We start from the raw sequence: 21,119 nt of genomic DNA, 5'->3' as shown, positions 1-21,119 counted from the left end.
GCATGGCCTGCTCCTGGTAGGTGTCGACCTTGGTCGACACGGCATGGCCTGCTATTGGTGGGTGTCGACCTTGGTCGACCCGGTAGATCCACGCCATGCGTGGATGGAACTGGATGACACGGACATGGGGTCGGATCCCTTTTCCTGTGGAAAAGGGATCCGACCCCGCGCGCTCAGATCTCCACCTGCGCGCCCAGCTCGACCAGGCGGTTACCCGGAATCCGGAAGAAGCCCGTCGCCGGGGCGGCGTTCCTGTGCATCAGCGCGAACAGCTTGTCGCGCCAGATCGGCATGCCACGGTTGGCGGTGGCGACGATGGTCTCGCGGCTGGCGAAGAAGGTGGTGTCCATCGGGTCGAAGTAGATGCCACCGTGGTCGCACGAGCGCATCAGCGCCAGCGGTACATCGGGGGTCTCCATGAAGCCGAAACGCACGTAGACCCGATAGAACTCATCGCCCACCGATTCGATCTTCAGGCGCTGCCCTTCCGCCGCGTACGGCACCGGCAGGGTCACCACGTGCAGGAACACGTTGCGCTCGTGCAGCACCTTGTTGTGCTTGAGGTTGTGCATCAGCGCATGCGGGGCCACGGTCGGGTCGGCGGTGAGGAACACCGCGGTGCCGGGTACGCGTACCGGCGGCGCCAGCATCAGGCCCGGCAGGAAGGTGTCGATGCGGATGCCGTCCTTGCGGATCTCGTCGCGCAGCAGTTCGCGGCCACGGCGCCAGGTGCGCATCATGGTGAACAGGAAGATGCCCAGCACCACCGGGAACCAGGCGCCCTGCAGCAGCTTGGCGCCGTTGGCGATGACAAAGCCCAGATCGATGATGAAGAACACCACGCACAAGGGCAGGATCCAGTTGCGTGCCTTGGGCCACAGCGAACGTGCAACCAGGGCCAGCAGCAGGGTATCGATCAGCATGGTGGCCGACACCGAGATGCCGTAGGCCACGGCCAGGTTGGACGAGCTGCGGAAGGCCAGCACCAGGCCGATCACCATCACCGCGATGCCCCAGTTGATGCCGGGGATGTAGATCTGGCCGATGGTGTCGTGCGAGGTGTGCTTGATGCGCATGCGCGGGATGTAGCCCAGCTGCATGGCCTGGCGCGAGACCGAGAACGCACCGGTGATCACCGACTGCGAGGCGATCACCGCAGCCATCGTGGCCAGGATGATCATCGGGTACAGCGCCCACGACGGCACCGCCTCGAAGAACGGGTTCTTCACTGCCTCGGGATGGTTGAGCACCAGCGCGCCCTGCCCCAGGTAGTTCAGCACCAGGCAGGGCAGCACGAAGAAGTACCAGGCGTGGCGGATCGGCTTGGCACCGAAGTGGCCCATGTCGGCGTACAGCGCCTCGCCACCGGTCACCGCCAGCACCACCGCGCCGAGGATGAAGATGCTGTGCCAGCCGTGCTCCATGAAGAAGCGGATCGCCCACCACGGGTTGAACGCCTTCAGCACTTCCGGCGCGTCGACGATGTTGTAGATGCCGATCGCGGCCAGCGAAATGAACCAGATCGAGGTGATCGGGCCGAACAGCTTGCCGATCTTCGCGGTACCGAAACGCTGCACCGCGAACACGGCCAGCAGCACCACCACGGTGATCGGCACGATGAAGGCGTGCAGCCCGGGGGCAGCGACCTCCAGGCCTTCGACCGCACCCAGCACCGATATCGCCGGGGTGATCACGCCATCGCCGAAGAACAGCGAGGCGCCGAAGATGCCGAGGATGCCGACCACGTAGGCCGAGCGCGACCCGTTGCGCAGCGTGCGCTGGGTCAGCGCCATCAGCGCCATGATGCCGCCCTCGCCGTCATTGTCGGCGCGCATGATGATGGTCACGTACTTCAGGGTGACCACGATGTTCAGCGCCCAGAACGCCAGCGACAGCACGCCCAGCACGGTGTCGTGGTCGCTGTTGAGCCCGTAGTGCGGCGAGAACGCCTCCTTCAGGGTGTACAGCGGGCTGGTGCCGATATCGCCGAAGACCACGCCGATCGCACCGATGATCAGCGCCAGGCCCCCGGCGGGGGGAGCGTGACCATGGCCACCATGGGCGGCGGTGTGCGGAGTTTGACTGCTGGACATGGGGCTCCTGGCGACGCTCAGGGTGTAATGGGGAAGGAAGCGGAGCGGCTCAGCGCAGCGCCGACTGCAGGGCTTTGCGGATGACGGTGGCCACTTCGTCGCCCTCGTTGAAGGCTTCGCGCGCCATCCGCGCCGCCTCGGTGGGCTTGTAGCCCAGCTGCTGCAGCGCCACGGTGGCATCGGACAGCGGATCGGCCGGTGCCGGGCCACTGCCGGTCGGCAGAGCGCCACCGGCACCGAACTGCGCCGCGCGGTCGCGCAGTTCCAGCACCATGCGCTCGGCGGTCTTCTTGCCGATGCCGGGGATGCGGGTCAGCGCGGTGATGTCGCCGGCCTGGACCATGCGGGCGAATTCTTCGACGGTGACCCCGGACAGCACGGCCAGCGCGATCTTCGCGCCGATGCCGCTGACCTTCTGCACGTCGCGGAACAGGCGGCGCTCGCCTTCGCGCAGGAAGCCGTACAGCGAGACGCTGTCTTCCTTCTGCGAATAATGGGTGTACAGCGTGACCTCACGGCCCAGCTCGGGCAGGTCGTAGAAGGTGCTCATCGGCGCCTCCAGCTCGTAGCCCACCCCGTTGACGTCCACCACCAGCCACGGCGGCGCCTTGTAGGCGACGATTCCGCGCAGTCGACCGATCATTGCGTGCAGCTCCTCATTTGCGGCCCCACGCCTGGCGGGCAGTCAGCCCCAGGCGGTTGGCCGTTGCCCTTACGTGGGCATGGGTGATGGCCACGGCCAACGCGTCGGCCGCGTCGGCCTGCAGCTTGGTTTTCAGGTTGAGCATGAGCCCGACCATGTGTTGAACCTGTTGCTTTTCGGCGCCGCCACGACCGACCACCGCCAGTTTGATCTCGCTGGCGGCGTACTCGTGCACCGGCAGGTCGCGCAGCACCACCGCCGAAATCGCCGCGCCACGGGCCTGGCCCAGCTTCAGCGCCGAATCGGGGTTGCGCGCCATGAACACCTTTTCGATGGCCACTTCCTGCGGCTGGAACTCCAGGCACAGCTCTGCCAGGCCCAGCACCAGCAGCTTCATGCGCTGCGGGAAGTCATCGGCACCGAGCAGCACCAGCGGCTGGTGATGCACGTGGCTGACCCGGCCGCTGGCATCGACATCGATGATGCCGACCCCGGTCCGTTGTGAACCCGGGTCGATGCCGAGAATGCGGGTCATGCGGCACACGCGCGCAGGCCGCTGATCCGGGAAGGACGCATGCGGCGGTGATGGCTGGAAACGTCTGGGGTCATCATGGTCCGCATTGTCCGCTCACCGGCCGCCAAAGGCGACCGGCGCAGCGTCCGTTCAGGCGTAGGCGTCCGCGCCGAGATCGGCGTTGGAGTACACGTCCTGCACGTCGTCGAGGTCTTCCAGCATGTCCAGCAGCTTCTTGACCTGCAGGACGGTGTCGCCCTCGACCTTGATGTCGTTGTCGGCACGGAAGGTCAGCTCGGCATGATCCGGCGTGCGGCCAGCCGCCTGCATCGCATCCTTGACTGCGTGGAAGCTGTCCGCAGCGGTGAGCACGTCGATCGCGCCGTCCTCCGGGTAGACCACGATGTCATCGGCACCGGCCTCGATGGCCGCTTCGGAAATGGCGTCCTCATCGGCGCCGGCGCCGTAGTGCAGCACGCCCACGCGCTTGAACATGAAACTGACCGAGCCTTCGGTGCCCATGTTGCCGCCGCACTTGCTGAACGCATGGCGGACATCGGCCACGGTGCGCACGCGGTTGTCGGTCAGGCAATCGACGATGACGGCCACGCCACCGGGCGCGTAGCCCTCGTAGCGGATCTCTTCGTACTCGACGCCTTCCAGTTCACCGGTGGCCTTCTTGATGGCGCGCTCGATCACGTCCTTGGACATGTTCGCGGTCAGCGCCTTGTCCACGGCTACACGCAGGCGCGGGTTGTTGTTGGGGTCGCCTCCACCGCCGCGGGCGGCCACGCCGATCTCACGGATGATCTTGGTGAAAATCTTGCCGCGCTTCGCGTCAGACGCGTTCTTGCGGTTCTCGATGGAGGGGCCTCTACCCATGGGTCTTTCCGTACGTGCGTTGATGGATAAGGCCGCGGATTCTACCTGATCGGGCCCGCTGACCGTGTCGAGGGCGGATGGATGCCGCTGCGCTCGCCGGGCATGGCCCGGCGAGAGCGTGCGAACCAACGGTTCGCACCCACAAAGGCAGGGCGGTAGCGCCGGGCCATGCCCGGCGAACCGCCTTACGCGGCGGCGGCGTCCCGGCCATGGTCGAACTGGCCATGGCGGAGGAAATGCGCGGTCTGCCGCGCGGCATCGGGCGACACCACCAGGCCGCTGTGGCTGGTGCGCACCACGCAGTGGTCGGCCAGGCCCGGCAGGCGGGTCTCGGCCAGCGCCACGGTACCGTCGGAATCGTCATCCAGCGCCCCGAGCAGGCTGCCCAGCCCATGTGGCACCGAGCCGGCAATCAGGCCGACTGCGGCCTTGCCCTGCCAGTCCGGCAGCCCGTCCAGCAGCAGCTCGCTGCTGCGGCCCAGGGCCAGGCCCCAACCATGTTCGGACAACGAGCGCGCGGTGCCACTGCCCCGCAGTGGCGAGCCCAGGCAGACCACGCGCTGCACGGGCAGCTGCGGCTGCCGGCGCAGGGCTTCCAGCGCCAGCAGGCCACCCAGGCTGTGCCCCACCAGGGACAGCGGGCCAGCATCTGCCAGCCGCTCCAGCAACTGCGGCACGGCCACATCAGGACCGCCAAATACGGACGAGTAGCCAAAGGTATGGACCTGGAAGCCACGCGCACGCAGGCGCCAGGCCAGCGGCCCGACCCAGGCACGGGCATTCCAGATGCCATGCAACAACAGAACGGGGGGAGTCATGTGCAACAGCCTGGCGGTCAGCGGGGCGGAACTACGGTGATTGAACAGAAGCCAGGGGCAAGCGGCGGTGAACGGTTTCAGGCCGGATGCGGCAGACGGCGCAGGATGAACTCAAGATCGTTGGTATCGCCCACCGGGAACAGGTACTCGCCGGCCTTTTCAAAACCATACCGGGCGTAGAAGCGCTGCGCGCCGAAGTTTTCCGACCACACGCCCAGCCACAGCGTGCGCGGGCCGTCGTGCTCCAGCCAGGCCAGCGCCGTTTCCAGCAGGCGGCTACCCCAGCCGCAGCTCTGCTGCGTCTTGATCAGGTACAGGCGCTTGAGCTCACCGTCACCGGGCTTCACGTCCGGATGCGGCAACCCACAGGGGCCGGCGGCGGCATGGCCGACCGCCTCCCCGTCCAGCTCCAGCAGCCACACCGCGTAATCGGGGTGGGCCAGGATCGTGCGCTGACGCTCGACCGTGTAGGCCTCGTCGATGAAGTCCTGCAGGTCCTGCGGCGGATACAGATGGCCGAAGGTTTCGGTGAACGTGCGTGCGGCCAGCGCCGACAGGGTCGGCGCGTCGTCCACAGTGGCGCGGCGGATCGAATACATGGGTCGAGTTGACGTCAGGACCACGGTTCGGGTCAAGCCCGCTCCGCCGGTTCCTTGTCGTCTTCTTCCTCTTCCTCTTCTTCGTATTCCTCGTCGTCCTCTTCTTCCTCGCCGTCTTCCTCTTCTTCGCCTTCCTCGTCCTCGTCGTACTCTTCCTCTTCGTCGTCTTCGTAATCCTCGACGCCGAAGTCTTCACCGTCCCAGCGGCCTTCGCCGTCGGCGACGAAGGTCAGGGCCATGGCCGACGGGTTGGTACCGACACGGACCAGCCAACCACCGAAGACACGTGCACGCTCGGTGACCAGGTTGGCCTCGGAGCCTTCATTGCCCAGCTTTTCCCACTCCAGCGAAAACGCAAACTCGGTCATTGCCTGGATCTCCTGATCAGTTTTTCTTGGGGCGAACCTGGATGTGCACTTCGGCCAGCTGCTCGTCGACGATCGGCGACGGCGCATCGGTCATCAGATCCTGCGCACCGGTGGTCTTCGGGAACGGGATGACGTCGCGGATCGACTCGGTACCGGCCATCAGCGCGGCGATGCGGTCGATGCCGAAGGCGATGCCACCGTGCGGCGGCGCGCCGTAGTTCAGCGCGTCGAGCAGGAAGCCGAACTTGGCGCGGGCTTCTTCGGCACCGATGCCGAGCAGTTCGAACACCGCGCTCTGCATGTCGGGGCGGTGGATACGGATCGAACCGCCGCCGATTTCATTGCCGTTGAGCACCATGTCGTAGCCGCGCGAAACGGCAGTCTTGGCGTGCGCGCGCAGGTCGGCGATGTCGTCCACGGCCGGCGCGGTGAAGGGGTGATGCAGGGCGACGTAGCGCTGCGCTTCCTCGTCCCATTCGAACATCGGGAAGTCGGTGACCCACAGCGGCGCCCAGCTGTCGGCGACCAGACCGAAGTCCTTGCCGGCCTTCAGGCGCAGCGCGCCCATGAAGTCGGACACCTTGTTGTAGCCGCCGGCACCGAAGAACACGATGTCGCCGTTGCCGGCGTCGACATGGGCGACCAGGGCGGCGAAGCCCTCTTCACTGAAGAACTTCTGGATCGGCGAGCTGATTTCACCGTTCTCGCCCACCTTGATGTAGGCCAGGCCCTTCGCACCGTACTTGGCGGCGTGCACGGCGTACTCGTCGATCTGCTTGCGCGACAGGCTGGCACCACCGGGGATGCGCAGGGCGGCGACGCGGCCATCGGCATCATTGGCAGCAGCGGTGAACACCGGGAATTCGCTGGTCTTGACCAGCTCGGCCACGTCCACCAGTTCCAGCGCGATGCGCAGGTCCGGCTTGTCCGAACCATAGCGACGCATCGCCTCGGCCCAGGTCATGCGCGGGAAGCTGGCATCCAGTTCGACGTCGACCACTTCCTTGAAGATGGCGCGGATCATGTCTTCGACGAAGTCCTGCACGTCGCGCTCGCGGACGAAGGCGAACTCCATGTCCAGCTGGGTGAATTCCAGCTGTCGGTCGGCACGCAGGGCCTCGTCGCGGAAGCAGCGCGCGATCTGGTAGTAGCGGTCGAAGCCGGCCACCATCAGGATCTGCTTGAACAGCTGCGGGCTCTGCGGCAGGGCATAGAACTCGCCCGGGTGCATGCGCGCCGGCACCAGGAAGTCGCGTGCACCTTCCGGGGTGGCCTTGGTCAGGATCGGCGTTTCGATGTCCTGGAAGCCCTTCTCGTCCAGGTGGCGGCGCAGGGCCTGCACCAGCTTGATGCGGGTGCGCTGCATGCGCTGCATCTCCGGACGGCGCAGGTCCAGGTAGCGGTACTTCAGGCGGGTTTCTTCGCCCGGGTTCTCGTGGGCGTGGAACGGCAGAGGCGCGGCCTTGTTCAGCACGGTGATGGCGGTGGCGATCACTTCCACCTTGCCCGTGCGCAGCTTGTCGTTGACCGCGTGGCGAGCACGTACCACGCCTTCCACCTGCAGCACGTCCTCATAGCCCAGCGAGGCGGCCACGGCGAACACTTCGGCGTTGTCGAGCTCCACCGTCACCTGCACGATGCCTTCATGATCGCGGAGATCGATGAAGCAGACGCCGCCCTGATTACGGGCCACGTCGGTCCAGCCGGCGAGGGTGACAGTCTGGCCAATCAGGGTCTCATCGACCAGGCCGCAGAAGTGGGTACGCATGGGGGGAAAGCTCCGCTGGAGAACGCCGGCGCCTGATGGAGGCCGGAAAGCCTCTTATTCTGCGGCCGACGCCCCGGCCGGGGCAAATGCGGACGGTCACGCGGGCTTGATCGCCCCCGTCCTTATAGTCGCGCACCTACTCCCGTATGGGGATGTCGCCATGAAACCGCAGTCCTTGGCCAGCCTGGCCGTGATCCTTGGCACCTTTACCGCGCTCGCCCTGCACTCCGCCCCTGCCGCCGCGCAGGACGGGGTGGTCCGCTGCGAGAGCCAGAACAACCGCGAACGCGTCTGCAACACCGGCTGGCGCGATGCCCGGCTGGTCCGCCAGCTGTCCGGCTCGGCCTGTGTGGAAGGCCGAACCTGGGGCACCCGCAATGGCAGCATCTGGGTCAACAACGGCTGCCGCGCCGAATTCACCCAGGGCCGAGGCGGCTGGGGTGGCGGCAACGGCGGCGGCTGGGGTGGTGGCAACGGCAACAGCGGCACCGTGCGCTGCGAAAGCCAGGACAACCGCGAACGCAGCTGCCCGGTGGGCTGGCGCAACGCACGCGTGGTCCGGCAGATCTCCGGCACGCAGTGCGTGGAAGGCCAGAACTGGGGCGTGCGCAACGGCGCGATCTGGGTCAACCGCGGCTGCCGCGCCGAGTTCGCCGAGGCCCGCGGTGGCTGGGGCGGCGGCAATGGTGGGGGCAATGGCGGCGGCTGGGGTGGTGGCAACAGCAACTACACCGTGACCTGCAGCAGCAACAACAACCGCCAGCAGAGCTGCAACTGGGATGAACGCCAGGGCCGGCCTGTGCTGCAGCAGCAGCTGTCCGGCAGCGCCTGCCAGGAAGGCCGGACCTGGGGCTACTCGCGCGGCAACGTGTGGGTCAGCAACGGCTGCCGGGCGCGCTTCGGCACGCGTTGAGGGGTAGCGCCGGGCCATGCCCGGCGAGCGCAGCGGCAGGGTCTCCGCTTGAAAGCCGCCGGGCATGGCCCGGCGCTACCGGGCTGTCCGCGGCAGCATGCCAGGGGGCCGATCAGGGTGCCGGCGCCGCTGCATCACCCCAGGGCGCCGGCGGTAGCGCGACTGGCTTGCTGAGATCGAACTCGACCCGGAAACGACGCCCTTCCGGGCGCGTCAGCTCATAGACGAAACGCTGGTCCGGCTCGATCTCCATCGCCCAGGTGTTGTGGGTTGAAGCCAGCATGTCGGCACGGCGGAACATCGCCACCGACTCGCCATCGGCGGGGAACTGCTGGCGTTCGGCGGTGCCCGGCGGTTTGCTGTCGCCGCCGTACAGGGTGATCGCATCGGGGCTGCCATCGGCGTGGCGATGGTCGTGCTTCAGGCGCAGCCCGTGCTCGGTGCGGGTCAACACCCAGGTGCGCGAATGGTCATCGCCGACGTGGAACGGGATGCGCAGCTCATGGCCCGGGTCGGCGCAGCCCCGCACGTGCATCACCAGCTTCTGCCCGGCGAAGGGGTCTTTACCGGTAGGGGCCGGCGTGTCTTCCACCACCTTGCCCTCGTAGGCCTGGCCACAATGGGCAGCGACCGCGGCCATGAAGGCGTCGGCCGGCGCGGTCGACAGATCGTGGTTGACCGTATGCGATGGCTGCGAGCAGGCGGCGAGGCCGAGCAGGGCGAAGGCGGAAGCAACAGCGGCGATCGGTTTCATGCCCCAACCCTAACGGCCATGGCCGGCAGGCGCAAACCGTGCCGGCCGACCATCACGGGCAGATCAGTGGCGCAGCCAGACCTTGCAGTCACCGATTTCCTGCATCTGCGCGCCCTGCGAATAGCGCTGCACTATCGCAGCCTGCCATTGCGCGCGCTGCGGGGTGCTGCCCAGGCCGTTGGGGCAATTGACCAGTGCCACCAGCGGCAGCCCGCCCAAAGCGTCATCATTGCCGGCGAGTGCTTCCAGCGCCGCATCCGATGCCCAATCGGGAATCATCACCGCGCGACGGCCTGACCGATATGGCAGCGCCGAAGACCAGTCGTCGCCGAAGGCCATCACCACGCCCTGCTCGGGCGTATCGGACCGGATCAAGTCAGCGATCTGCGAGATCGTGGTCGGCTCGCGCGCCTCCTTCATGTCCTTCAGCGACTTCACCAGCCCGAACCCCACCGACAGCAGGCACAGGAAGATCGCCAGAGCCACACCTCGACCCGGCTTGCCGGCCGCTTCGCCGCGCTGGATCACCCACCACAGCACCAGGCCGACGATGGACGTGGCAAACACGAGCTGGGCGAACTGATAGTACGGGTGCACCACCTGCAGGTTGGTAAACACCGCCATCGGCATCAGGTAGGCCAGCAGCAGTACGACCACCGGTGCGCGGATCTGCCGGATCGACAGCCCCGCGATGAGGAAGATCAGGAACCCCCAGTTGGAGCCCACTGGCCCCGAGAAGCGCTTCTTGAAGATCGTGCCCCACCACGTCGCAGGGTCCAGGCGCTGCTGGAGGGTGCCGTAGTTGAATCCGGCCAGCCCTTCGGAGGTCACCTGCACGCCCAGTGCGGACTGGGCCTTGAGCGCGTCGGCATGCTGCAGCCAAAGGACGATGGCCAGCAGAGCGGCCAAGGCCGCCAGCGCGCCCCCGGCCAGCAGCTTCCAGTGTGTGGCCAGCCAGTGAGGGCGCCAGCCGTGCTCGCGCAACACCATCCAGGCAACGGCCAGCACGGTGAAGGCAGCGAAGCCGAAGAATGTGGTGATCTTGATAAGTGCGCCCAGCATCGCAGCGACGATGGCCACCAGCCCCACCCACGCCCTCGGCTGCACATGCAGACGTGCCATGGCCCAGACGAACAGCAGGCCGAAGAATACCGCCGTCGATTCGATCATCACCGAGCGGCCCCAGAACTGGGCCAGCGGCGATACGGCGAAGGCGCCGGCAAGGCACAGCGCCAGCACGCGATCCGGACGAACCACCAGGCTGATGCGGTAGACCATCCAGATGCAGCCGACGTGGAATACGGTGGAAACCAGCCGGCCACTGTTGTCCGCGCTGATGCCGGTGGCGCTGGACAGCACCGCGGCCAGCCACTGATAGAGCGGGAATTCGAAGGGAATCGACCACGGCGCACCGAGCACCGGTGTCAGGTAGTCAAGCCACGGGCCACCGCGCACCATCCAGTCGATCGACAGCGCAGTCTGCGTCTGTCGGAATCCCGAGGCATCGACCGGTGGCATCGACCAGCTGTATCCGAACAGGATCAGCAATGCGAAGGCAGAGAACCAAAGCAGGATCCGGCCTGGCAGCAGTTTACGATCGAGGTTCACGTCCTGGGTCACGCCTGCAGCTCCTGGGATATCCGACGTACCGGAACCGGCACATCGCGGGGCGCGCAGTGTCACGTGCCGCGCGTCCACAACGCAAGCCTGCTGATGCCCTGCGCAGCCTCAACGCGATGCAGCGGCTGACGGCGGATCGGCGGCAACCAAGTCCGTCGCTGCCACCGGCGCATCTTCGCCCTGCCCTGCCGGCTCCTGCTCGACCGGATCGACATCGAACGGCGTGCGGAACACCAGCGAGGGCAGCAGCGTGGTCAAGGCGGCATACAGCAGCAGCGCGCCGAACAGCAACGCGGGAATCTGGAAGCGATCGCGCATGATCGCGGCCAGCACCAGGGTGAAGATCAGCGTCGGTGCCAGCGCCAGCGACACACGCAGGCTGCTGCGGAAGCTCTCGCCGAACATCACGCGGCGCTGCAGCCAGACCACCGCGATGCGCAGCGGCAGCACCACCAGGGTGATGACGATGCCCAGCCCCAGCGCCTCCCAGCTCAGCGCTTCGCTGGGCACCTTGGTGCCGGCGTTGAAGAAGTAGAACGGCACGAAGAACGAGGCGAACAGACGCAGCGCATGCAGGTTTTCGTGCGAAGCCAGCAGCGGCATTCGCTGGTGCAGCAGGCGCGCGACCAGGCCGGCAATGAAGGCGCCGACCAGGTAGTACACGCCCAGCAGGTAGGTGATGTACGCCGCCACCATGCCCACCATCACCAGCAGTGAGAATTCCGAGCCCGGCGCATGCGGCGCGACCCAGCGACCGAGCGCGATGAACAGCAGCGGCAGGCCGATCATCATCGCCAGCAGGGCCAGGCTGGACAGCGCCATGTGCCCGGGGTCGCCAGCCTGCAGCACGATGAACAACGCCGCCAGGGCCAGCAGTTCACCGGCGATGGCCTTGCTGGTGACCCAGAACCGCTCGTCCTCGCTCAGCCCCAGCCGCGACAGCGAATCCATGATGAAACCGGTGGAGGGGGTCAGCAGCGCAAGTGCCAGCAACCCGGCCGCCTGCCATGGCAGGCCGGCGTAACGCCAGGCCAGCCAGCCGACGCCGAACAGGGTCGCACTGCGGATCAGCAGATGCGCCAGCAGCGGCCACATGCCGCGCCGCAGGGCCTGCAGGTCAACCTCCAGGCCGGCGAACAGGAACAGTGAGGAGATGCCCAGCGTGGCCAGCAGCGCGATGACCGCGTCGTGCGCCTGGTCGCCCAGCCAGAGCATGCCGATGATGCCGAACAGCAGGCAGGTCAGCGGCGCCGGCAGGCTGAACCGCTGCAGCGCGCGCGGGATCACCAGCAGCGCGAAGATCAGCAGCAGGTAGACCAGTTCATGGCTCATCGAGGGACTTCCGTGTGGATCGAACGCGCGCAGGATGCGGGTTCGATCCGGATCGGGCAAGCCGGACACGGCTGAAAGTGTCCTCTCCTTTCGGCAGCGCGCCCTTCAGCGGATCAGCCCATCGGCGATCCGCCCGACCTGCGCAAGCACCGCCGCGCGCTGTTCGAAGCTGATCGTGCCCGCCTGCAGATAGGCGGTCAGGACCCAGGGCGAACCGCCCTGCACCGGCCACAACACGGCGATGTCGTTGCGGGCGTCTTCGCCATTGCTGCCGGTCTTGTCGCCCACCCGCCAGCGCTTGCCCAGGCCCGCACGAAGGCAGGCATCGCCGGTTTCGTTGTCGATCAGCCAGTCGGCCAACTGCTGGCGTGAGGCAGGCCTGAGTGCATTGCCCAGCACCAGACGCTGCAGCGTCGATGCAATGGCCGCCGGCGTAGTGGTGTCGCGGGGATCATCGATGGCGAAGCTGTTCAGTTCCGGCTCCAGGCGATCGCTGCGGGTGATCGTGTCGCCGGTGGCGCGCAGGAATGCGGTCACCGCCGGCGGCCCGCCGATCGCTGCGAACAACAGGTTGGCGGCGGTGTTGTCGCTGGTGATCAACGTGGCCCGGCACAGGTCACGCACGGTCAGGTCCTTGCCGACGTGGCGGCGGGTGACCGGCGCGTGCTCCAGGAGGTCCTGGGTCCGCACCGGCAGGCGCCGGTCCAGCAGTGCCGGATCGCGCTCGGCCTGCTTGAGCACCGTGGCGGCCAGCACGCTCTTGAAGGTGCTGCACAGCGGGAAGCGTTCGTCCTGGCGATGGCCGAGGCGGCGACCACCGGCGCTGTCGAGCAGGGTTACGCCGAGTCGACCGCTGCACGCCTTTTCCAGTGCGGCGAAGTCGGCGGCGGCGGCGATGGCGGCATCGACCGGTGTGGCGGGCACGGTGGCGGGTGCGGCAGCCCGGGCCAGCAGCGGCAACGCAAGGGTGGAGGCGACTGCGGCACTACTGAACTGCAGGAATCGACGACGGGCAAGCATGCGGAATCCTCGTGGAAGCTGTCCCGATTATTGAAAGGGTGGGCAAAGGCGACCAGCGCGTTTTTTCAGCGTCAGCCATGAGATTAATTCATGCATGACGCATTAAACCCTTTATTTATCCAACGCCCATGGCAAGGCGCTACCATCAGCCATCATCCTGCCTCACACGTCCCCATGCTGCACCCCACCCTTTCGCTGAATGCGTTGCGCGCCTTCGAAGCGGCTGCCCGGCACCAGAACTTCACCCGCGCCGCGCTGGAACTCTGCGTCAGCCAGGCGGCGCTGAGTCACCAGATACGCGGACTGGAGGACCGGCTGGGTATCCGCCTGTTCCACCGCCTGCCCCGCGGCGTGGCGTTGACCGAGGAAGGCGCAGCCCTGTACCCGGTGCTCAATGAATCCTTCGAGCGCATTTCAGCCAGCATCGCCCGCTACACCGGTGGCCCGGCGCGGGAAGTGCTGACGATCGGCGTGGTCGGCACCTTCGCCACCGGCTGGCTGCTGCCGCGGCTGGCCGCGTTCGATGCGGCCCACCCGGATATCGAACTGCGGCTGCAGACCCACAACAACCGCATCGACCTGGCCGGTGAAGGCCTGGACCTGGCGATCCGTTTCGGCGATGGCGACTGGCAGGGACAGGCCTGCACGGCGATCCTGGACGCGCCGTTCGCGCCGTTGTGCGCGCCGGCACTGGCGCGGCGGCTGAAGCATCCGCGCGACCTGGCGGCCTTGCCGCTGCTGCGTTCGTACCGCAGCGACGAATGGCCACGCTGGCTGCAGATGGCCGGGGCCAACGGCGTGGAAGCACGCGGACCGGTGTTCGATTCGTCCTTGACGCTGGCGGTAGCTGCGGCCGGTGGCGCAGGCGTTGCCCTGCTGCCGTTGCGCATGTTCGAAGCGGACCTGGCCGAGGGCCGGCTGCTGCAGCCGTTTGCCACCACGCTGGAACTGGGTCGCTACTGGCTGACCCGTCTGCGCTCGCGTGCCGAACGGGAACCGGCCAAGCGGTTCCGCGAATGGCTGCAGGCGCAGGGATGAAACACGCGCGCCGCGGGTAGCGCCGGGCCATGCCCGGCGAGCGCAGCGGTCGGGAGAAGCCGCCGGGCATGGCCCGGCGCCACCGATGGAATCAGGACTCCAGCAGTTCCATCCAGGCCGCTTCGGCCTTTTCCAGCTGTGCGGCGGCGGCTTCGCGGTCGCGGCCGAGCACGGCCATGCGCGTGGCATCGGCATAGTTGCTCGAGTCGGCAAGCTGCCGGTCCAGTTCGGCCAACACACCTTCCAGCTCGGCGACCTTGGCTTCGGCGCTGGCCAGCTTGTGCGGGTTGACCGGCTTCTTCTGCACCACCTGCGCGACCGGTGCGGTCGTGACCACCACCGGTTCCTCCACCTGCTCCATGCGTGCCTTGGTGCCCTGCGCCTGCGGGCGCGTGCGCAGCCAGGCGGCGTAGGCATCGAGGTCACCATCGAAGGGTTCGACCACGCCGTCGGCCACACGCCAGAAGGTGTCACAGACCAGGCCGATCAGGTGGCGGTCATGCGAAACCATCACGATCGCGCCGTCGAAATCGGCCAGTGCTTCGGCCAGGGCTTCGCGCATTTCCAGGTCAAGGTGGTTGGTCGGTTCGTCCAGCAACAGCACGTTCGGCTGCTGCCAGGCGATCAATGCCAGCGCCAGGCGTGCACGCTCGCCACCGGAGAAACCATCCACCGGTTCAAAGGCACGGTCGCCCGGGAAATTCCACTTGCCGAGGAAATCGCGGAACGACTGGTTCGGTGCATCCGGGGCCAGGTCGCGGAAGTGCTCCATCGGCGACTGGCCTTCATGCAGCGACTCGACCGTGTGCTGGGCGAAGTAGCCGATGCGCAGGTCCGGGTGCGCGGCGCGCTCGCCGGCAATCGGTGCCAGTTCGCCCACCAGGGTCTTCACCAGGGTGGTCTTGCCGGCGCCGTTGGGGCCCAGCAGGCCGATGCGCTGGCCCGCTTCCAGGCCGAAGCCGACGTTGTGCAGGATCACCGAATCGCTGCCGTAGCCGGCCTCGACGTGGTTCAGGCGGATCAGCGAGAACGGCAGCTTGGCCGGCGGTGCGAACTCGATGCGGAATTCGCGCTCGGCGCGCACCGCCTCGGTACCGGCCAGCTTGGCCAAGCGCTTCATCCGGCTCTGTGCCTGTGCGGCCTTGCTGGCCTGGGCCTTGAAGCGGTCGATGAAGCTCTGCAGGTGGGCGCGCTCGGCCTGTTCCTTCTCATGCGCGATCTGCTGCTGGCGCAGCTGTTCGGCACGCTGGCGCTCGAAGTCGGTGTAACCGCCCGGGTAAAGCTTGGCGCCACCACCGTGCAGGTGCAGGGTGTGGGTGGCCACGTTGTCGAGGAACTCGCGGTCATGCGAGATCAGCAGCAGGGTGCCGGGGTACTTCAGCAGCCACTGTTCCAGCCAGTACACCGCGTCCAGATCCAGGTGGTTGGTCGGTTCGTCGAGCAGCAGCAGGTCGCTGGGCATCATCAGCGCGCGGGCCAGGTTCAGGCGCACGCGCCAGCCGCCGGAGAACGAGGACACCGCGCGGTGGTGCGTTTCGGCCGGGAAGCCCAGGCCATGCAGCAGCTTGCCGGCACGCGCTTCGGCGTCGTAGGCGTTCAGCTCGGCCATGCGCGTATGCGCCTCGGCCACCGCTTCCCAGTCTTCGCGGGCGGTGGCGTCGGCTTCGGCAGCCAGCACCGCAGCCACTTCGATGTCACCGCCCAGCACGAAGCTCAGCGCCGGGTCCGGCAGGGACGGGGTTTCCTGGGCAACGCTGGCGATGCGGATCTTGCCCGGCAGGTCGACGTCACCCTTGTCGGCCTCCAGTTCGCCCTTCACCGCCGCGAACAGGCTGGACTTGCCAGCACCGTTGCGGCCGACCACGCCTACCCGGTAACCGGCATGCAGGGTCAGGTCGACATTGGACAACAGCAGCCGCTCGCCGCGGCGCAAGGCGAAATTACGAAGCGAAATCATGGGGGGAGGCGTCCATATAACCGAATGGAATGTGCTGGTAAGCACTGTTCCTGCGACGCAATTCTAACGTTAACGAATACTTGACGCGCCCCGGGATGCGCGATGGCCGACGTTCCTCTCTCCCACGTCCTGTCCGCGCGCCTCCCGGGCCCCTTCCCCGTCACCGCCTGTCGCAGCTAAATGGTTGCTGCTGCAACGTTTTTTCTGATGACCGGCATTTGACAGGCACTGAATATCCCGTTAATTCCTGTATTGCGCACCGCAACAACCGTCGTCCGCCTCACCCCCGTGATGTCGATTCCGGTGCCATCCCGCCAACCGGAGCCCCCTCCCGATGACCCGCAAGACCAGCCTGATCGCCGCCGCCGTCGCTGTCGCACTCGGTGGTTCTCCGTTCGTTGCCGCCGCCCAGCAGGCCGGCACCGCCGCCAACACCCTGGATACGGTGATCGTCACCGGCACCCGCGTGGCCGACCGCACGGTCGCCGAATCGCAGTCGCCGATCGACATCATCACCCCCGAGATCCTGCAGTCCACCGGTACCGGTGAGCTGGCCACCGCGCTGTCGCGCGCGCTGCCGTCGCTGAACTTCCCGCGCCCCGCGCTGACCGACGGCACCAGCGGCGTGCGCCCGGCACAGCTGCGCGGCCTGTCGCCGGACCAGGTGCTGGTGCTGGTCAATGGCAAGCGCCGCCACACCTCGGCGATGATCAACGTCAACGGCAGCATCGGCCGCGGTTCGTCGGCGGTGGACATCAACGCGATTCCGATCGCCGCCATCGAGCGCGTCGAGGTGCTGCGTGACGGCGCCTCGGCTCAGTACGGTTCGGATGCCATCGCCGGCGTCATCAACATCGTGCTCAAGGGCAGCGGCAGCGGTGGCAGCCTGGCCGTCGACTACGGCCAGTATTCGGCCGGCGACGGCAACAAGTACCAGCTGTCCGGCGATACCGGCGTGGAATTCGGCAACGGCCGTGGCCGCGTGCACGTGGCCGGCCAGATCAGCCAGCAGGACGAGAGCGACCGCGCCGGCCCCTATCGCGGCACCACGCCGAACACCGTTAACTACCCGTCCGTGGGCCAGACCACCTTCATCGTCGGCGACCCGCGCGTGGACGCCACTGCGGCGTCGGCCAATGCCAGCTTTGATTTCAGCGACCACGTGACCGGCTATGCGAGCGCGCTGCTCAGCAACCGCGACATCACCTCGTTCGCGTTCTACCGTTCGCGCAACCACAACGGACAGACCGCGCTGCTGGCGCAGACCTACCCCGACGGCTACGTGCCGGAGATCAACCAGTACTCCAAGGACCGCTCGCTGGTGGCCGGGGTCAAAGGCAACACCGACAACGGCTGGACCTGGGACCTGAGCCTGAACCACGGCGAGAACACCCTGGATTTCCACACCCGCAACAGCATCAACTACAGCCTGGGCGCGACCAGCCCGCGTTCGTTCTACGACGGCACGCTGAAGTACCAGCAGGACATCTTCAACGCCGACCTGACCAAGTCGCTGGACTGGGGCCTGGCCTATCCGGTCACGCTGTCCTTCGGCGGTGAGTACCGCCGCGAGAAGTGGGACCAGAACCCGGGCGAGCTGAATTCCTACACCGGCACCGGTGCGCAGGGCTTCGGCGGCTTCACCCCGACCAACGAAGTGCATACCGACCGCCACAACTACGCGGTCTATGCGGGCCTGGAAGCGGACCTGAGCGAGAAGTTCTCCGCCGGTGTCACTGGTCGTTACGAGGATTACTCGGACTTCGGCGACCGCTTCTCCGGCAAGCTGTCGGCGCGCTATGCCTTCACCGACAAGGTGGCGCTGCGTGCCACCGCCTCCAGCGGTTTCCGCGCACCGTCGCTGGCCCAGCAGGGCTACCAGGCGGTGACCAGCCAGTTCCTCAACGGCGTGTTCGTTGAACGCGGCACCTTCCCGACCACCAGCCCGGCCGCACAGGCACTGGGCGCGTCGCCGCTGAAGGCCGAGACCTCCACCTCCTACAGCCTGGGCCTGGTGCTGCAGCCGGTGGATCGCCTGTACATCACGGTCGACGCGTACCAGATCGACATCGACGACCGCATCGCGCTGTCGTCCAGCATCAGCACCAATGCCGCCAGCAGCGCGCTGCTGACCACGCTCGGCCTGCCGCAGGTGACTGCGTTCTCGTACTTCACCAACGGCCTGGACACCCGCACCCGTGGCGTCGACTTCGTGTCCAGCTACACCGTGCCGTTCAGCGCCAGCAGCCTGGAACTGACCGCGGCCTACAGCTACAACGACACCGAAGTGCAGCGCGTGGGTGGCACGCCGGCGGTGTTCGGCACACTGGGCCTGACCCAGTCGCTGATCGGCCGCGATGAGATCGGCCGCATCGAGGACAGTTATCCGCGTGACAAGACGATCCTGAGTGGCACCTGGCGTTCGGATCACTGGGAACTGGGCCTGGCGGCGACCCGCTACGGCGAGTTCACGGTGCGCAACTCGGCCACCGCCGCGCGCGACCAGACCTACGGCGACAAGTGGGTGCTGGATGCCTCGGCCAGCTACAAGCCGAGTGCGAACTGGACGCTGACGGTGGGCGCCGACAACCTGCTGGACGAGTACCCGGACCGCACCGAAGACCTGCAGAACTCGACCTTCGGCATGCTGCCGTACAGCAACTACTCGCCGTTCGGCTTCAACGGCGCGTATGTGTACGGGCGGATCAAGTACAACTGGTAAGCGGTAACGGGCGCGCCGGGCCCTGCCCGGCGGGTTCATCCGGGGTCAGATCCCTTTTCCTGCAGGAAAAGGGATCTGACCCTATTTGCTCTAAAGGTTTGCCGCATTTGGCTCATTAGGTGAAAATCGGGGCATCCCCCCGATTTCTGCGAGAGCCGATGCACCATGACACCGACCTGATCAACATCGTTGCCGTTGGTCTCGGGCTCGCCTTCATCTTCGGCGCGCTGGCCAACAAGCTCCGCTTGTCTCCTCTGGTCGGTTACCTGGTTGCTGGCATCTGCGTCGGTCCGTTCACGCCGGGCTTCGTTGCCGACCAGGCACTGGCCAACCAGCTGGCCGAACTGGGCGTAATGCTGCTGATGTTCGGCGTCGGCCTGCACTTCTCGCTGAAGGACCTGATGGCGGTCAAGGCCATCGCCATTCCCGGTGCCATCGGCCAGATCCTGGTCGCTACCCTGCTGGGCTGGGGCCTGGCGGCATTGATGGGCTGGCCGGTCATCCACGGCGTGGTGTTCGGTTTCGCGCTGGCCACGGCCAGTACCGTAGTGCTGCTGCGCGCGATGGAAGAGCGCCGCCTGCTGGAAACCCAGCGCGGCAAGATCGCGGTCGGCTGGTTGATCGTCGAGGACCTGGCCTGCGTGCTGGCACTGGTGATGATGCCGGTGATGGCCGGTGTGTTCGGGCCCGACGCGGCCAATGAACACCACACCCTCGGCAGCGTGCTGGCCAGCATCGGCTGGACGTTCGTGCAGCTGGGCCTGTTCGTGGCAGTGATGCTGGTGGTCGGCCGCCGGGTCATTCCGTGGATCCTGGAGCGCATTGCCGGTACCGGCTCGCGCGAACTGTTCACCCTGTCGGTGCTGGCGATCGCGCTGGGCGTGGCGTTCGGCTCGGCGATGCTGTTCGGTGTGTCCTTCGCGCTGGGCGCGTTCTTCGCCGGCATGCTGCTCAATGAATCGGAACTCAGCCACAAGGCGGCCAGCGATTCCCTGCCGCTGCGCGACGCGTTCGCGGTGCTGTTCTTCGTCTCGGTGGGCATGCTGTTCAATCCCGGCATCCTGATCGAGCACCCGTGGCAGGTGCTGGCCACCGCCGGCATCATCATGTTCGGCAAATCGGCGGCGGCGTTCTTCATCGTGCGCGCGTTCGGCCACCCCACCGGCACCGCGTTGACGATCTCGGCCAGCCTGGCGCAGATCGGCGAGTTCGCCTTCATCATTGCCGGCCTCGGCGTGACCCTGAAGATCCTGCCGCCGACCGGCCAGGCGCTGGTGCTGGCCGGCGCGCTGATCTCGATCATGCTCAACCCGCTGGTGTTCGGCCTGCTCGACCGCTGGCTGCTGAAGCACCAGGAAACCACGCCCACCGCGGTGGAGACCGAGCTGCCACCGGGGCCGTCGCTGGACCTGCACGACCATGCCATCGTCATCGGCTATGGCCGCGTCGGCAGTGCGTTGGCGCAGGTGCTGCGCGACCGTGGCGTGCCGGTGATGATCATCGACGACAACAAGGAACACGTGGCCGAGGCGCATGCCGCCGGCCTGCCCGGCATCCGCGGCAGCGCCGCCTCGGACAAGGTGCTGGCCGAAGCCCATCCCGAGCGCGCGAAGATCGCGGTACTGGCGATCCCGCAGCCGCTGGAAGCCGGTGAGACCTTGGCCAAGCTGCGTGCGATCAACCCCAACCTGACGCTGCTGGCGCGTGCGCACAGCGATGCCGAAGTGAAGCATCTGCTTGAACACGGCGCCGACGGCACGGTGATGGCCGAGCGCGAGCTGGCCTACTCGCTGGCGGAAATGGTGATGGCTACCCCGCCGTACCGCAGTCTTGGGCAGCACAGCATCCCGGTGGTGTGAGGGGTGTGCAGCAGGGCTGCGCCCTGCACCCGCCGAAACAACGGCAACGGCAACGGCAAAAGCTGGCATTCCGTGGGATGGCGGGGTGGGTCCGGTTACGGGGGACGCTGCAAGTACGTCCATGTAAGCTCGGTCGCGCCATCCATGGCGCTCACGCCCCCGCAACCAGACCCACCCCGCCTTCGACAGATTTCAGCGAGCTGCGGGTACGGCGTTCGG

Annotated in this window: 17 protein-coding genes; 4 read left to right on the top strand and 13 right to left on the bottom strand. The window is 66.9% G+C overall.

What is annotated here, in order from left to right; genetic code table 11:
• Positions 1–173: 173 nt before the first annotated feature.
• The 8 genes from LC407_RS09355 to aspS all read right to left on the bottom strand — a co-directional run bounded on the left by LC407_RS09355 (position 174) and on the right by aspS (position 7,685).
• Positions 174–2,093 (bottom strand): potassium transporter Kup, encoded by a 1,920-nt coding sequence (locus LC407_RS09355; RefSeq protein WP_033831825.1) that lies wholly within the window; start codon positions 2,091–2,093, stop codon positions 174–176.
• A 49-nt stretch (positions 2,094–2,142) separates the two neighbouring features.
• Positions 2,143–2,736, bottom strand: a complete 594-nt coding sequence (gene ruvA, locus LC407_RS09350) for a Holliday junction branch migration protein RuvA (protein ID WP_025874676.1) — start codon at positions 2,734–2,736, stop codon at positions 2,143–2,145.
• Between the two features lie 13 nt (positions 2,737–2,749).
• A complete protein-coding gene (gene ruvC, locus LC407_RS09345) occupies positions 2,750–3,271 on the bottom strand; it encodes a crossover junction endodeoxyribonuclease RuvC (protein WP_025874677.1) in 522 nt (173 codons plus the stop codon).
• Between the two features lie 129 nt (positions 3,272–3,400).
• Entirely contained in the window at positions 3,401–4,132 is a 732-nt protein-coding gene (locus tag LC407_RS09340) for a YebC/PmpR family DNA-binding transcriptional regulator (protein ID WP_032975140.1), read from the bottom strand.
• Positions 4,133–4,317: 185 nt separating this feature from the next.
• On the bottom strand, positions 4,318–4,950 hold the full coding sequence (locus LC407_RS09335; protein WP_025874679.1) for an alpha/beta fold hydrolase: 633 nt from the start codon (positions 4,948–4,950) through the stop codon (positions 4,318–4,320).
• A 77-nt stretch (positions 4,951–5,027) separates the two neighbouring features.
• Entirely contained in the window at positions 5,028–5,549 is a 522-nt protein-coding gene (locus tag LC407_RS09330) for a GNAT family N-acetyltransferase (RefSeq protein ID WP_032975141.1), read from the bottom strand.
• A 32-nt stretch (positions 5,550–5,581) separates the two neighbouring features.
• Positions 5,582–5,917, bottom strand: coding sequence for a hypothetical protein (locus tag LC407_RS09325; protein WP_025874681.1), 336 nt, complete (start codon positions 5,915–5,917; stop codon positions 5,582–5,584).
• Positions 5,918–5,933: 16 nt separating this feature from the next.
• Complete coding sequence (gene aspS, locus LC407_RS09320) at positions 5,934–7,685, bottom strand: aspartate--tRNA ligase (protein ID WP_223482720.1); 1,752 nt, start codon at positions 7,683–7,685, stop codon at positions 5,934–5,936.
• Positions 7,686–7,845: 160 nt separating this feature from the next.
• Between aspS and LC407_RS09315 the strand changes: the two genes are divergently transcribed.
• Positions 7,846–8,598: a DUF3011 domain-containing protein gene (locus LC407_RS09315; protein WP_033831829.1), complete on the top strand. Its 753-nt coding sequence runs from the start codon at positions 7,846–7,848 to the stop codon at positions 8,596–8,598.
• Between the two features lie 112 nt (positions 8,599–8,710).
• Here the strand turns inward: LC407_RS09315 and LC407_RS09310 are convergent, their stop codons facing one another.
• The 4 genes from LC407_RS09310 to blaL2 all read right to left on the bottom strand — a co-directional run bounded on the left by LC407_RS09310 (position 8,711) and on the right by blaL2 (position 13,324).
• Complete coding sequence (locus LC407_RS09310) at positions 8,711–9,352, bottom strand: hypothetical protein (RefSeq protein ID WP_025874684.1); 642 nt, start codon at positions 9,350–9,352, stop codon at positions 8,711–8,713.
• A gap of 63 nt (positions 9,353–9,415) precedes the next feature.
• Positions 9,416–10,972 carry a glycosyltransferase family 39 protein gene (locus LC407_RS09305; RefSeq protein WP_223482719.1) on the bottom strand — a complete coding sequence of 519 codons (1,557 nt, stop codon included), beginning with the start codon at positions 10,970–10,972 and terminating at the stop codon, positions 9,416–9,418.
• Positions 10,973–11,080: 108 nt separating this feature from the next.
• Complete coding sequence (locus tag LC407_RS09300; protein ID WP_223482718.1) at positions 11,081–12,304, bottom strand: cation:proton antiporter; 1,224 nt, start codon at positions 12,302–12,304, stop codon at positions 11,081–11,083.
• 105 nt (positions 12,305–12,409) lie between these two features.
• Positions 12,410–13,324: a L2 family extended-spectrum class A beta-lactamase gene (gene blaL2 / locus LC407_RS09295; RefSeq protein WP_223482717.1), complete on the bottom strand. Its 915-nt coding sequence runs from the start codon at positions 13,322–13,324 to the stop codon at positions 12,410–12,412.
• 174 nt (positions 13,325–13,498) lie between these two features.
• Between blaL2 and ampR the strand changes: the two genes are divergently transcribed.
• On the top strand, positions 13,499–14,362 hold the full coding sequence (ampR, locus tag LC407_RS09290; RefSeq protein WP_025874688.1) for a LysR family transcriptional regulator AmpR: 864 nt from the start codon (positions 13,499–13,501) through the stop codon (positions 14,360–14,362).
• A 91-nt stretch (positions 14,363–14,453) separates the two neighbouring features.
• Here the strand turns inward: ampR and LC407_RS09285 are convergent, their stop codons facing one another.
• Entirely contained in the window at positions 14,454–16,319 is a 1,866-nt protein-coding gene (locus tag LC407_RS09285; protein ID WP_025874689.1) for an ABC-F family ATP-binding cassette domain-containing protein, read from the bottom strand.
• Between the two features lie 334 nt (positions 16,320–16,653).
• Between LC407_RS09285 and LC407_RS09280 the strand changes: the two genes are divergently transcribed.
• Positions 16,654–19,041: a TonB-dependent receptor gene (locus LC407_RS09280; RefSeq protein ID WP_180830795.1), complete on the top strand. Its 2,388-nt coding sequence runs from the start codon at positions 16,654–16,656 to the stop codon at positions 19,039–19,041.
• A 158-nt stretch (positions 19,042–19,199) separates the two neighbouring features.
• Positions 19,200–20,900 carry a YbaL family putative K(+) efflux transporter gene (gene ybaL / locus LC407_RS09275; protein WP_025874691.1) on the top strand — a complete coding sequence of 567 codons (1,701 nt, stop codon included), beginning with the start codon at positions 19,200–19,202 and terminating at the stop codon, positions 20,898–20,900.
• Positions 20,901–21,119: the final 219 nt, after the last annotated feature.

Origin of the sequence: Stenotrophomonas sp. OVS01A, from assembly GCF_019969775.1 — a bacterium.
In the GTDB taxonomy this organism is placed as follows: Bacteria; Pseudomonadota; Gammaproteobacteria; order Xanthomonadales; family Xanthomonadaceae; genus Stenotrophomonas; species Stenotrophomonas indicatrix.
Note: the sequence above shows the minus strand (reverse complement) of the source record. Positions and strands in the feature narration are given on the sequence as shown.

Excerpts from the sequence above, each read along its gene's own strand:
- LC407_RS09355 (WP_033831825.1), bottom strand. The coding sequence starts at position 2,093 with ATGTCCAGCAGTCAAACTCCGCACACCGCCGCCCATGGTGGCCATGGT.
- ruvA (WP_025874676.1), bottom strand. The coding sequence starts at position 2,736 with ATGATCGGTCGACTGCGCGGAATCGTCGCCTACAAGGCGCCGCCGTGG.
- ruvC (WP_025874677.1), bottom strand. The coding sequence starts at position 3,271 with ATGACCCGCATTCTCGGCATCGACCCGGGTTCACAACGGACCGGGGTC.
- LC407_RS09340 (WP_032975140.1), bottom strand. The coding sequence starts at position 4,132 with ATGGGTAGAGGCCCCTCCATCGAGAACCGCAAGAACGCGTCTGACGCG.
- LC407_RS09335 (WP_025874679.1), bottom strand. The coding sequence starts at position 4,950 with ATGACTCCCCCCGTTCTGTTGTTGCATGGCATCTGGAATGCCCGTGCC.
- LC407_RS09330 (WP_032975141.1), bottom strand. The coding sequence starts at position 5,549 with ATGTATTCGATCCGCCGCGCCACTGTGGACGACGCGCCGACCCTGTCG.
- LC407_RS09325 (WP_025874681.1), bottom strand. The coding sequence starts at position 5,917 with ATGACCGAGTTTGCGTTTTCGCTGGAGTGGGAAAAGCTGGGCAATGAA.
- aspS (WP_223482720.1), bottom strand. The coding sequence starts at position 7,685 with ATGCGTACCCACTTCTGCGGCCTGGTCGATGAGACCCTGATTGGCCAG.
- LC407_RS09315 (WP_033831829.1), top strand. The coding sequence starts at position 7,846 with ATGAAACCGCAGTCCTTGGCCAGCCTGGCCGTGATCCTTGGCACCTTT.
- LC407_RS09310 (WP_025874684.1), bottom strand. The coding sequence starts at position 9,352 with ATGAAACCGATCGCCGCTGTTGCTTCCGCCTTCGCCCTGCTCGGCCTC.
- LC407_RS09300 (WP_223482718.1), bottom strand. The coding sequence starts at position 12,304 with ATGAGCCATGAACTGGTCTACCTGCTGCTGATCTTCGCGCTGCTGGTG.
- blaL2 (WP_223482717.1), bottom strand. The coding sequence starts at position 13,324 with ATGCTTGCCCGTCGTCGATTCCTGCAGTTCAGTAGTGCCGCAGTCGCC.
- ampR (WP_025874688.1), top strand. The coding sequence starts at position 13,499 with ATGCTGCACCCCACCCTTTCGCTGAATGCGTTGCGCGCCTTCGAAGCG.
- LC407_RS09285 (WP_025874689.1), bottom strand. The coding sequence starts at position 16,319 with ATGATTTCGCTTCGTAATTTCGCCTTGCGCCGCGGCGAGCGGCTGCTG.
- LC407_RS09280 (WP_180830795.1), top strand. The coding sequence starts at position 16,654 with ATGACCCGCAAGACCAGCCTGATCGCCGCCGCCGTCGCTGTCGCACTC.
- ybaL (WP_025874691.1), top strand. The coding sequence starts at position 19,200 with ATGCACCATGACACCGACCTGATCAACATCGTTGCCGTTGGTCTCGGG.